The organism is Streptomyces sp. NBC_00386 (genome assembly GCF_036063235.1).
Lineage (GTDB): Bacteria > Actinomycetota > Actinomycetes > Streptomycetales > Streptomycetaceae > Streptomyces.
In genome coordinates, this window is record NZ_CP107950.1 from 4,468,719 (window position 1) to 4,480,610 (window position 11,892).

The window sequence follows — 11,892 nt, forward strand, 5'->3', positions numbered from 1 at the left end:
CTCAACACCCCACAAGGCCCGGTGTGCGACTCGTCGCACACCGGGCCTTGCTCGCGCTGCGGAGGGGGGTGCAGCGCGAGGGGAGGGAGTCTCAGCTCGTCCAGCCGGCTTTCGACGCCAGGACGCCGGCCTCGAAGCGGCTGCGCGCACCAAGGCGGGCCATCATTTCCGACATCATGCGGCGGGCCGTGCGAAGGCCGATGCCGAGCCTCTTCGCCGCGATCTCGTCGGTGGCCCCCTGGGTGAGCTGGCGCAGCAGCTCACGCTCCTGCGCTGTGAGGCCGGCCTCGTCGCGGTCTCGGGTGCTGCCGATCGGGGCCGCGCACTCCCACACCTGCTCGAACAGGGCGGCAAGGGCGGTGAGCACACCAGGGCCGGTCAGCTGGACCGCGCCCTTCTTGGTGTTGTTCGGGTCCACCGGCAGCAGGGCCACTTCGCGGTCGAACAGGACCATGCGCAGCGGCAGGGCCGGCACGGTGCGGACCTCGCCGCCGTCGCTGTGGAGCCACCGGGCGTATTCGACCGTGGGGTTGTCGTTGCGGACGCTGTCCAGATAAACGGTCAGGACCCGTACACCCCGGCGCATCAGGTCCTTGTCCAGCGGCCGGCTCGCATCCAGGCTCGCCGCGGACTGCGCGCCGCCAGGCATGAAGGACAGGCACTCGCTGGTGGAGCGATGGGCGAGCTCTTCAAGGCGGGCCTGGATGGCGTCGATGCCCTGGAGGTACTCGACGCCGTGCCGCTCACCCGTCCGAAGCTCGGAGTACTCGCCCAGGAGCTTGCTGATAGCCGCCTGACTCTCGGTGAACTGCTGCTGCTGGGCGAGCAGATGAGCCTGCTGGCGCTGGAGCAGCAGCTGGAAACCGAGATCCGGGCTGACGGGTCTGAGTCCGCCGGGTGCCTGCATGGAGCGGCGCAGCAGGTTCAGTTCGGCCAGCCGGTCCAGCGAGGACCGTACGGACTCCTCCGAGCAGGCCAGGTGGACTGCGATTTCCGCAACTCCCCAGTCCTGCTGGGTGAGCATCAACCGGTAGACAGACTCGGCTTCGGCATCCAGTCCCAAACTTGCCAGCACAGCGACCCCCCGCTTGGCGTCTCATACATCGAGACGATCCGTTAATACATCGGCGGGCGCCGATCTTGGCAGGTCAGGGGCCTGTGCGACAAGGGATGTTCGCAGAGTGATCACCAGTGTGGACACCCTTCGAGTCTTCGGGGATCGCAGTTCAGGCCACTTATAGGCAGGTGCCTGCCGGTCGCACTTCGTGCCAGCGGGGAACTCTTCCGCCCCCTGGAAATGGTCAGCAAAATAGTGATCACAGGACGGCGGAGATCCTCGACCACGGAATCCGCAGCGCGTCGAGAACGCCCCCTGATCCATGCGAAAAACCTTCATTCCACCACACGGAGGACAGCCATGCCTGCTGCGCGGAGAGCCCTGCGCCTGATCAACAGAGCCGCCGCGGTCGCGCTGGGCTTTTCCCCCGCCGGCGGGCACGGCTGCGGTCCCAGGTGCCGCCACACGGAGCTCTACAGCGCCGTCGCCCAGGCTGAAGCCGACCAGCACGTGTGGTCCGTACCAGGGCTTACCGCCCGGCCTGGAGGCCCCATGTTCATGGCCACCACCACGCTCGTCGCCGCCAGGGAAGCCGAGGCCGCGAAGCTGGAATCGGCCGTGGTCACCGACATCGTGTGGGCTGCCGCAATGCCGGGCGACGACCTCGAACACGTCCACGCCAAGACGGCTTCCGGACGCATCGAGCTGACGTTCTTTCACCAAACCAGCAGTCCCGACGGCGCATTGTTCGCAGCGGCCGAGATTTGCCGCCGCGCACTGAATTCCAGTCCCACGTTGGCCAATTGGCGAATTTCCGCCGGCCCTCAGCTTCCCGATGCCCTGCCCGGCCCGGGTGCCGTATTCGCGTGACGCAGATCACACACCATCACCAGGAGTCCCACTCATGAGCGGTATCAACGACCCGCGGCTGAAGGCCGAGCAGCTCACCGTCGAGACCATCGACTCGATCGACCACGAGGTGAAGGTCCTCGGCTCCAAGTCCTACACCAACCGCCAGATCGCGATCGCGGCTCTGGCCGCCCTCGACGGCAAGACCGGTGTGATCGACGGCGCCCTCGTCTCCGACGACACCATCTACTTCGCCGACGCCGTGGCCTCCTTCGGGCACGTCAGCGTCGAGATCGACCACGACAACTACCGCTTCACCCTCACTCCGACCGGCAAGCCGATGGTCGCCCCCGAGGACGACATCTTCGTCGGCGGCGCGGGCACCCCGCTGCGCTTCCTGATCTCCATGGCGGGACTCGCCGAGGGCGTCACCACCATCACCGGCAACACCCGTATGCAGGAGCGCCCCTTCGGTGACCTGCTTGCGGCCCTGCCGGGCCTGGGCGTCGAGGCGGTCGCGGTCCGCGGCAACGGCTCCCCGCCGATCCAGGTCACCGGCGGCAACTTCGTCGGCGGCAAGACGAAGATCTCCGGCGCCATCTCCTCCCAGTACACGTCCTCGATCCTGATCAGCTCCGTCCTCGCCCAGCAGGACACCGAGATCGAGATCGTCGACGAACTGGTCTCCAAGCCGTACGTCGAGATGACCCTGGCCACCCTCGCGGAACACGGCATCACCGTCGAGCGCGACGGCTACCGCAGCTTCAAGATCGCGGCCGGCCAGTCCTTCAAGGGAGGCCACGCCGTCGTCGAGCCCGACGCCTCCGGCCTGTCCTACTTCATCGCCGCCGCCGCGATACTCGGCGGCCGGGTCACCATCCCCGGCATCGGCTCCACCTCCCACCAGGGGGACGTCGGCCTCGCCGAGGTCCTGGGCCGGATGGGCGCCCACGTCGAGATCACCGAGAACTCGATCACCGTCAAGGGCGGCGACCTGCGCGGCATCGAGGTCGACATGGACGCCATGCCCGACGTCGTCCCGTCCCTCGCCGCTGTCGCTGCCTTCGCCAAGGGCAAGACCCACATCACCAACATCGCCAGCCTGCGCGTCAAGGAGTGCGACCGCATCGCGGCCGTCACCACCGAGCTCCGCAAGATGGGTATCACCGTCGACGAGTACGACGACGCCATGACCATCCACGGCGGCACCCCGCACGGCGCTGTCATCGACACCTACGACGACCACCGCATCGCCATGACCTTCGCGATCATCGGCCTGCGCACCCCCGGCGTCGTCATCAACGACCCCGGCTGCGTCGCCAAGTCCTTCCCGGCCTTCTGGAACACCCTGGACACCCTGCGGTGACCGGTTCCGACACCTCTGCCGGAACCTCCGGGATTCTGCTCGTCCTCGACGGCTGGGGCCACGCCGCCCCCGGGCCCGGCAACGCGCTCACCAACGCCCACACCCCCGTCCTCGACGCCATCGCAGCCAAGTACCCCTCCACCTTCGTGGAAGCGTCAGGCGAGCACGTCGGCCTGCTCCCCGGCACCGTCGGGAACTCCGAGATCGGCCACATGGTCATCGGAGCCGGCCGGCCGCTCGACTACGACAGCGTCCTGGTCCAGCGGCAGATCGACTCCGGCCTGCTGCGGGACAACCCGCGCCTGACCGAAGCCCTCGACCGGCTCGCCGCCAACAGTGGTGCCCTGCACCTCATCGGCCAGGTCTCCGACGGGATGATCCACTCCCACGTCGACCACCTCCACGAGCTCCTGTCCATCGCGGCGTCCCGCGGTGTGAAGCGCGTGTGGGTGCATGCCATCACCGACGGCCGCGACGTCGCCGACCGCACCGCCGGCCACTACCTGGGCCGGGTCGAGGAGTTCTTCGCCGCCACCGGCACGGGCGCCCTGGCCACCGTCTCCGGTCGCGGCTACGGCCTCGACAAGAGCGGCGACCTGGAGCTGACCGCCAAGGTCAGCGAGGCCATCACCGACGGCAAGGGCGCGACCGCCCGCGACTACCAGCAGGTCCTGGCCGGCGCCCAGAACGGGGACGTGTGGGTCACCCCGACCGTCCTCACCGACGCGGACGGTGAGCCGCTGGCCACCGTCCACGACGGCGACACGATCCTGTTCACCAACTTCCGCAGCGACCGCATCCAGCAGCTCGCAGACGATCTCGTCCAGATCCTCACCGACACGGACGTCGACATCCTGTCCCTGACCCAGTACGACACCCAGGCGGCCATCCCCGCCCTGGTCGGACGGGCCGACGCCTCGGGCGGTCTGGCCGACGCGCTCGAAACGCACGGCCTGCGCTCCGTACGCATCGCGGAACAGGAGAAGTTCGAGCACGTCACCTACTACATCAACGGCCGCGACGACCGGGCCCGCGAAGTCGAGGAGCACATCCGCATCACCGCGGACACCACCCCCGACTACGTCACCCGACCCGAGATGAACCTCGCCCGGGTCACCGAAGCCATCACCGCCGCCGCCCGGCGCGACGACGTGGCCCTGGTGATCGCCAACCTCGCCAACATCGACGTCGTCGGCCACACCGGCAACCACGACGCCACCGTCAAGGCCGCCGAACACACCGACAGCGAGGTCGAGAAGATCCTGACCGCCGCCGCGGCAACAGGCCGCTGGGTCCTCCTCGTCGGCGACCACGGCAACGCCGAGCGCATGTCCAAGCCCGGTCCCGACGGCACCCCTCTCCCGTACGGCGGTCACACGACCAACCCCGTGCCGGCGGCCGTGGTCCCGGCCCCCGGGCAGCTCCTTCCCCAGCACCTCGCCGACGGCGGCAGCCTCGCCGACATCGCACCCACCGTCCTGCACCTGCTGGGCCGCCCGAGCGGCCCAGCCATGACCGGCCGGAGTCTCCTGTGACCGCAGCCCAGCTGATCGCACCCACCCCCGGCGGCGCCGCCTTCGCCTCCGCCTTCGCCACCGAGGCCGCGCTGCGCGACCTGGACCTCGGTCCGGCTCTCAAGGCCGACATCCGCACCAACACGGCGGGCACCGTCCACGTGTTGAGCGTCCACAACACCACCGACGAGATCCAGGAGTTCCAGCCCGAGGCCCTGCTCCCGCAGACCGACGGCCCGCTTCTGTTCCTCGGAGGCGGATCGACCACCGAGGAGCGCGACGGCCGGCTCGTCGCCCGCCTCGCGCCCCACGGCTCCGTCCAGCTCGGACGGATCCTCGACAGCCCGCAGGAGCACGCATGACCACCGCCCTCGGACCCCGGCCGCGCATCGCGCTGATCGGTGACCACGGCAAGTCCCCCGCCCACGCCCGGCTCGACAGCTTCCGGCACGAGCTCGATGTGGACACCGAGTGGGTCCCCACCGAAACCGTCACCGGCCCCGAGTCCCTCGAAGGCTTCGACGGCATCTGGGTGGTGCCCGGCTCCCCGTACGAGAACAAGGACGGCGTGCTGTCAGCCGTCCGGCACGCCCGGGAGAACGGCATCCCCTACCTGGGCACCTGCGGCGGCTTCCAGCACGCGCTGATCGAGTACGCCCGTACGGTCGTCGGGCTCACCGACGCCGACGACGTGCAGTACGACCCGGAGGCTCCGACCCCGCTGATCGTGCCGCTCACCTGCTGCCTGGCGGGCGAGCAGGCGCCGCTGTTGCTCACGGCGGGCAGCCGGCTGGCCGCCGTCTATGACAACGTGGAGCTGACCACCGAGACGTACCACTGCAAGTACGGCCTCAACGGCGAGTTCGTCGAGCGCCTCACGGACGCGGGCGTGCTGTTCAGCGGCTGGGACACCGAGGGCGCCCCGCGCGCCGCTGAGGTCCCCGGTCACCCGTTCTTCATCGGCACGCTCTTCCAGCCGGAGCTGGTCTCCGGCCCCGGCAACGTCCATGCGCTGATCAAGGCGTTCGCGGCCGAGGTGGCCGCCCGCGCAGCCATCAGCGCCTGACACTCCTACCGCACCCCGGGCGGGTCATGTCACCGACATGACCCGCCCGGGGTTCTGCGTTCCCCCGGCTGTCTCCTCATCGCCCCAGATCAGAGCGTCGAGTACGGCGCGCTGCTCCGGCCTGACCGCATACCAGGCCCACGTGCCGCGCTTCCTGCGGCTCACCAGGCCGGCGTCCACAAGGATCTTCATGTGCTGGCTGACGGTGGACTGGGCCAGTCCCAGGAGCGGCGTCAGATCGCATACGCACGCCTCACCCTCCGGGGCCGCGAGCAAGACGCTGAGGATCTGCAGCCGTGTCGGGTCGGCTATGCCCTTCAGATTCCTTGCGAGCGCCTCCGCCCGTTCCCGGGGCAGGGGATCCACTTCAAGGGGCGGCCCGCAGGACGGATCCTCGTCGATGAAGGGCAGGAGGCCTGAGGAGCGGCCGGTCGCCTGATCTGCGGACATGCGATTCACCCTACGGCCGCGGCTACAGCGTCCGGCAGCACAGATGATCCTATTCAGCCATTATTTGCCTGCCGTTCAACTTGGCCCGGACCACGCTCCGGACGACCTGCCAGGCAGGTGGGTGCCGCACGCGTTTGATGCCACCCGTAACCCCTTCTGCTGCGGCTTCCGGCCGAGCAGACTCTTGATCGTCAGGGTTGTTCACCCGCCCTCAACTCTCAGTCAACTCACTGTCCACTAGCAAAGGCACCGCCATGTCTGTCATGACCACTGAGCCCCGCCAGGCGCCGTCACTCCGCATCGGAAAGCGAAGGCAGCTCGGGTTCGCCGCTTCCGCCGCGCTGCTCCTCGCAACCGCGCTGACGGGCTGCGCGGGTTCCGCCAAGGCCGACTCGGCCGCACTGCAGGCCAGCGGATCGACCACCGTCGCCCCCGTCGCGGCCGACGCCGCCGAGGCTCTCAAGTCCAAGGGTCTGAACATCACGGTGGCCACCCAGGGCGGATCGGCCGGCGGCATCTCCCAGCTCGGCTCGAAGCAGATCAATATGGCACTGAGCTCCAAGCCCCTGGCGGACGAGGACCGCAAGGCCTACCCCGACACCGACTTCGTCCCGACGCAGATCGGCGCGGACGCGGTCGGCGTCATCATCAGCAAGAAGGTCGCCGACGCCGGAGTCAAGAGCCTCACCAAGGAGCAGGTCAAGGGCCTGTTCGAAGGGAAGATCACCAACTGGTCGCAGGTGGGCGGCCCGGACCTGAAGGTCTTCGTCTACGACAAGGAGCCCGGCCGCGGCACCCGCGAGGTGCTCGACAAGTTCGTCTACGGCGAGGAGAAGGCCCCGCCGCCCCCGAAGTCCGACAACTACGCCATCGTCGGCGGCAACACGGAGACCCTCAACAAGCTGGAGTCCACCCCGGGTTCCATCGGCCCGCTGTCGACCGGCTTCATCGCGGGCCATGACGACCTGGTGGCCGTGGCCCTGGACGGCACCGCTCCCACCCTCGAGAACGTGAAGTCCTCCAAGTACCCGATGACCCGACCGCTGTTCATGATCACTGATGGCAAGCCGCAGGGCACCGCCAAGCAGTACATCGACTACGTCCTCTCGCCGGAAGGCCAGAAGCTGCTGCCCAAGCACGGCTACCTGACCCTCAAGCAGATGGGGAAGTGACCGTGAGTCTCACTCTGGAGCGCCCTCCCCAGGCGCCCGGACCCGCCACGCCGCGGCCGCCCGCCCAGGGCGGCCGCCCCGGGCGGGCACGATGGGTCTGGGGATGGGTCTACACCGGACTGCTCTCGGTCGCCCTCATCCTGACGGTGCTGATCGGATACCTGGCCACCGGCATCGCGAGCGGCCATGTCGACTGGTCCGACCTGGCCACCAACCCGACGTGGGACCCGGTGAGCGGCACCTTCGGTGCCCTGGCCATGATCTACGGCTCGGCCGTCGTGTGTGTCCTCGCCCTGCTGCTGGCCGTCCCGGTCGGCTGGGCGGCGGCCATCGCACTGACGGAATACCTGCCACCCCGCCTTGCCAAGCCCCTGAGGCTGAGCGTCGAGCTCCTGGCGGCAGTCCCCTCCATCGTCTACGGCCTCATCGGCGTCATGGTCGTCCGCCCGTTCGTCGCCGCGCTGGGTGACGTACCGGGCGGCGACAGTCTGCTCGCCGCGGGCATCGTGCTCGCCGTAATGATCATGCCGACGATCGTGGCTGTGAGCGTGGACGCCCTCGCCGCCGTACCCAGCCGCTACCGGGAAGCCGCCTACTCCCTCGGCCTGACGCGCCGTGAGGTCGTACGGTCGGCTGTGCTGCCCCAGGCACGATCGGGGATGCGCGCCGGCGTCCTGCTCGGTCTTGCCCGGGCCCTCGGCGAGGCGATCGCGGTCTTCCTGGTCGTGGGACGGGCCGACGGAAGGCTTCCGGAGTCGCTCGGGGGCTTCTTCTCCTCCCTGGTGCACCCCGGTCAGACCCTGACCACCAAACTCGCGGGCCCCGAGCCGATGCTCGCGGGAACCTCCGGCCCCTACTTCGCGGCGCTGTGCGGTCTGGGCATCATCCTGCTCGCACTGGTGGCCGCAGCCACGGTGTGGGGCACCCGAAGGACATCGAGCCGTGCCACGAAGCGCGGGCTGCGCGCCCACCGGGCCACCACGTGGCTGCGCATTCCGCGGGACCGGCTCGCGACGCTGCTGCGACTGGGAGCCCTGCTCCTGCCGGGAACACTCCTCGTCGGGATGCTCACCATCCTCGTGACACGGGGCAGCTCCGCGCTCAACCCGGCCTTCTGGTTCTCCCCCGCCACCGGTGCGGCCAGTGGCGGTGTGAGCGGCCAGATCCTCGGGACACTCCTGCTACTGGCCACCGCGGCCCTGATCGCGCTGCCCCTCGGCTACGGCGCCGGCATTCTGATCGGCGCCCACGCCTCCCCGCGGACAGCGCGCGTGCTGGAGACCGTCACCGTGGCCATCGGCGGAACACCGACCATCCTGCTGGGCCTGGCCGGATACGTCCTCTTCTCCATGACCATGGGATGGGGCCGGTCCTGGCTGGCCGGGGCCATCGTCCTGGTCCCCGTGGTCGTACCAGTCATCGCGCTGACCACCGCAGGCCGCATCCGGAGCATGCCGAGCGAACTCACCGAGAGCGCCCTGGCACTCGGCCTGACCCGGGCGCAGTACATCCGCTCCGTGGTCATCCCCTACACCTGGCCGGCCACACTCACCGGTCTCCTGCTCGGCCTGGCCAGGGCAGCGGGCGAGACAGCCCCCCTGATCTTCACCGCCACGGTGTTCTTCGGAGCACCCGCCCTGCCGACCGGGATCGTCGACTCCCCGGTGCAAGCGCTGCCGACCCACATCTTCACCCTGTCCCAGGACTCGAATGCCCCGGAGGCGATCAACCAGGCATGGGGCAGCGCACTGGTCCTGGTCCTGATCACCGCAGCACTTCTCAGCCTGGCGGTGGCACTGCGCAACCGCTTCGAAGGAGCACGATGGACAACGTGATAACCGTCCGCGACCTGCGGGTTCTCGACGGCAAGAAGACTCTCGTGGGCCCGGTCACCTTCGAGCTGACAGCCGGATCGACCACCGGCCTGTGCGGCCCCTCGGGCGCCGGCAAGTCCACGGTGCTGCGGGCCTTGGTCGACCTGCTGCCCCACGGCCTCACCCGCGACGGCCATGTGGAGGTTCAGGGGCGAACCATCCGCCGCGGCAAGGGGGACGCGGGCTTGCGGAGCACGGTCGTCCTGGTGCCGCAGACACCCGTGGTCTTCGGCGGCAGCATCCTGGACAACGCGCTCTTCGGCCTCCGGCACCTGGTGCGTGCTTCCCGAGCGGACATGCGCGACCGTGTGGAGCAGGCGCTGCGGGAGGCGAGTCTGTGGAACGAGGTCCGCGACCGGCTGGACACCCCGGCTCAAACGCTCTCGAACGGACAGCGCCAGCGGTTGTGCCTGGCCCGTGCCCTGGCCCTGGAACCGGCGGCCCTCCTGCTGGACGAACCCACCAGTGCCCTGGACGAGCGGAGCCGGGACACGGTCGAGGAGTCGGTGGCCGCCCTTCGCGGCAACCGCACGGTCCTCCTCGTCTCACACGATCCGGCGCAGGTGGAGCGGCTCTGTGACCGCACGGTACGTCTGGAGTTGCCGGAAACCCTGGCAGTCTCCTCGGCAGCCGTCTGAGCACGGGGCGCAGAGAACCGCAGCAGGTATCGGAACCGGGTCCGGTCCGTCGTGTCGCAATCACGACGGACCGGGCCCGGCGTCTGTTTTCAGCCCGCCGCTACAAGCTCGGGTTCGCCGGTCAGCGCAGCGTCGCCGAGGGCTGCGAGGTACCGCTCGGCGTCCAGGGCGGCGGCGCAGCCGGAGCCGGCCGCGGTGATGGCCTGGCGGTAGATGTGGTCCACCACGTCGCCCGCGCCGAAGACGCCGGGGATGTTGGTGCGGGTGGTGGGGGCCTGGGTCTTGAGGTAGCCCTCGTCGTCCAGTTCGAGCTGGTCGGCGAAGAGTTCCGTACGGGGGTCGTGGCCGATGGCGACGAACAGGCCCGTCGCGTCGAGGTCGCGCGTCTCGCCGGTCAGGACGTCGCGCAGGACCAGGCCGGAGAGCATGCCGCCGCTCTCCTTGATCTCGGCGACCTCGCTGTCGAAGGCGAAGGAGATCTTCTCGTCGGCGAAGGCCCGGTCCTGCATGGCCTTGGAGGCGCGCAGGGTGGAGCGGCGGTGGACGATGGTGACCGAGCGGGCGAAGCGGGTGAGGAAGGTGGCCTCTTCCATGGCGGTGTCGCCGCCGCCGACCACGACGATGTCGCGGTCGCGGAAGAAGAACCCGTCGCAGGTGGCGCACCAGGAGACTCCGCGGCCGGAGAGCGTGTCCTCGTTCGGCAGGCCGAGCTTGCGGTAGCCGGAGCCGGTCGCGATGATCACGGCCTTCGCGCGGTGGACGGTGCCCTCGGAGTCGGTCAGCAGCTTGATGTCGCCGCTGAGGTCGACGGAGACGATGTCGTCATCGATCATCTCGGCGCCAAACTTCTCCGCCTGGGCCCGCATGTTGTCCATCAGGTCCGGGCCGTCGATGCCGCTGGGGAAGCCGGGGAAGTTCTCGACCTCGGTGGTCGTGGTGAGCGAGCCGCCGACGAATATGGAGCTGCCGAACAGCAGCGGCTTCAGTTGTGCGCGGGCGGTGTAGAGAGCCGCGGTGTATCCGGCCGGGCCGGAGCCGATGATGATGACCTCGCGCACGTCCTGGGCGCCTGTCGGGTTGGTCGTCATGATGCGGTCAGCTCTCCTGCTTCTTCGCGTCGATCTCGGCGATGAGGCCCTCGATCAGGCCCTTGATCTCGTCCCGGATGGGGCGTACGGCCTCCACGCCTTGACCGGCCGGGTCCTCCAGCTGCCAGTCCAGGTAGGTCTTGCCGGGGAAGTACGGGCAGGCGTCTCCGCAGCCCATGGTGATGATGTAGTCGGAGGCCTGGGCGGCCTCGGTGGTGAGGACCTTCGGCTTTTGGTCGGAGATGTCGATCCCCAGCTCGGCCATCGCCGCGACGGCGGAGGGGTTGATCTGGTCTCCGGGCACGGAGCCGGCGGAGCGGACCTCGACCCGGTCGCCCGCGAGGTGGCGCAGGAATCCGGCGGCCATCTGCGATCGGCCCGCGTTGTGGATGCAGACGAACAGCACGGATGCGAGCGGGGTGGAGGACATCGTCTCTTCCTTCAATCCAATGACTCAGCCCGGACTGGTATCAGCCCCGAGTGATGTGAGAGTATCAGCACATGATGATGTCAGTCGACACTGATCTGTTCCGGGTTCTGGCCGACCCGCTCAGGCTCCAGATCGTGACCCTCCTGGCCAAGGAGACGCTGTGCGCCACCCACCTCGTGGAGGAGACGGGCGCCAAGCAGACGAACCTTTCGAACCACCTGAAGGTGCTGCGCGAGGCGGGGGTCGTGGAGACGGAGCCGTGCGGAAGGTTCGTGTACTACCGCGTGCGTCCTGAGGTCATCGAAGCCATCGCCGGTCAATTCGCCGACCTCGCTCAGACCGCGCGTGCCACCGCCGAAGCGAACATCAAGCGGTCTTGCCCGTAGCC

13 protein-coding genes are annotated in these 11,892 nt (G+C 68.9%); 9 read left to right on the forward strand and 4 right to left on the reverse strand.

Annotation, left to right across the window (positions count from 1 at the left end; genetic code table 11):
* Positions 1–91: 91 nt before the first annotated feature.
* A complete protein-coding gene (locus tag OG780_RS19655) occupies positions 92–1,063 on the reverse strand; it encodes a helix-turn-helix transcriptional regulator (protein WP_328449967.1) in 972 nt (323 codons plus the stop codon).
* Between the two features lie 552 nt (positions 1,064–1,615).
* On the opposite strand from OG780_RS19655, the gene OG780_RS19660 reads away from it, so the two are divergent.
* From OG780_RS19660 to OG780_RS19680, 5 genes are read left to right on the forward strand one after another with little or no spacing between them, the layout of a single operon-like run.
* On the forward strand, positions 1,616–1,927 hold the full coding sequence (locus OG780_RS19660; protein WP_328449969.1) for a hypothetical protein: 312 nt from the start codon (positions 1,616–1,618) through the stop codon (positions 1,925–1,927).
* 34 nt (positions 1,928–1,961) lie between these two features.
* Positions 1,962–3,272 (forward strand): 3-phosphoshikimate 1-carboxyvinyltransferase, encoded by a 1,311-nt coding sequence (gene aroA / locus OG780_RS19665; RefSeq protein ID WP_328449971.1) that lies wholly within the window; start codon positions 1,962–1,964, stop codon positions 3,270–3,272.
* Positions 3,269–4,807 (forward strand): 2,3-bisphosphoglycerate-independent phosphoglycerate mutase, encoded by a 1,539-nt coding sequence (gpmI, locus tag OG780_RS19670; protein WP_328449973.1) that lies wholly within the window; start codon positions 3,269–3,271, stop codon positions 4,805–4,807. The genes aroA and gpmI overlap by 4 nt, the downstream gene beginning before the upstream one ends.
* The gene (locus OG780_RS19675; RefSeq protein WP_328449975.1) at positions 4,804–5,148 is read left to right on the forward strand and encodes a hypothetical protein; all 345 of its coding nucleotides are present in this window, start codon (positions 4,804–4,806) and stop codon (positions 5,146–5,148) included. Before gpmI ends, OG780_RS19675 begins: the two co-directional genes overlap by 4 nt.
* On the forward strand, positions 5,145–5,852 hold the full coding sequence (locus OG780_RS19680; RefSeq protein ID WP_328449976.1) for a glutamine amidotransferase-related protein: 708 nt from the start codon (positions 5,145–5,147) through the stop codon (positions 5,850–5,852). Before OG780_RS19675 ends, OG780_RS19680 begins: the two co-directional genes overlap by 4 nt.
* A 24-nt stretch (positions 5,853–5,876) precedes the next feature.
* Here the strand turns inward: OG780_RS19680 and OG780_RS19685 are convergent, their stop codons facing one another.
* Positions 5,877–6,302, reverse strand: a complete 426-nt coding sequence (locus OG780_RS19685) for an ArsR/SmtB family transcription factor (protein ID WP_328449978.1) — start codon at positions 6,300–6,302, stop codon at positions 5,877–5,879.
* Between the two features lie 263 nt (positions 6,303–6,565).
* Between OG780_RS19685 and OG780_RS19690 the strand changes: the two genes are divergently transcribed.
* From OG780_RS19690 to OG780_RS19700, 3 genes are read left to right on the forward strand one after another with little or no spacing between them, the layout of a single operon-like run.
* Positions 6,566–7,474, forward strand: a complete 909-nt coding sequence (locus tag OG780_RS19690) for a phosphate ABC transporter substrate-binding protein (protein ID WP_328449980.1) — start codon at positions 6,566–6,568, stop codon at positions 7,472–7,474.
* 2 nt (positions 7,475–7,476) lie between these two features.
* A complete protein-coding gene (gene pstC, locus OG780_RS19695; protein ID WP_328449982.1) occupies positions 7,477–9,309 on the forward strand; it encodes a phosphate ABC transporter permease subunit PstC in 1,833 nt (610 codons plus the stop codon).
* Entirely contained in the window at positions 9,297–9,986 is a 690-nt protein-coding gene (locus OG780_RS19700; RefSeq protein WP_328449984.1) for an ATP-binding cassette domain-containing protein, read from the forward strand. Before pstC ends, OG780_RS19700 begins: the two co-directional genes overlap by 13 nt.
* An 89-nt stretch (positions 9,987–10,075) precedes the next feature.
* Here OG780_RS19700 and trxB read toward each other — a convergent pair whose 3' ends face one another.
* Positions 10,076–11,074: a thioredoxin-disulfide reductase gene (gene trxB, locus OG780_RS19705; protein WP_328449986.1), complete on the reverse strand. Its 999-nt coding sequence runs from the start codon at positions 11,072–11,074 to the stop codon at positions 10,076–10,078.
* Positions 11,075–11,081: 7 nt separating this feature from the next.
* Positions 11,082–11,504, reverse strand: coding sequence for an arsenate reductase ArsC (locus OG780_RS19710; RefSeq protein ID WP_328449988.1), 423 nt, complete (start codon positions 11,502–11,504; stop codon positions 11,082–11,084).
* A gap of 71 nt (positions 11,505–11,575) precedes the next feature.
* Here OG780_RS19710 and OG780_RS19715 point away from each other — a divergent pair, with 71 nt between their 5' ends.
* Complete coding sequence (locus OG780_RS19715) at positions 11,576–11,890, forward strand: ArsR/SmtB family transcription factor (protein WP_328449989.1); 315 nt, start codon at positions 11,576–11,578, stop codon at positions 11,888–11,890.
* Positions 11,891–11,892 lie beyond the last annotated feature (2 nt).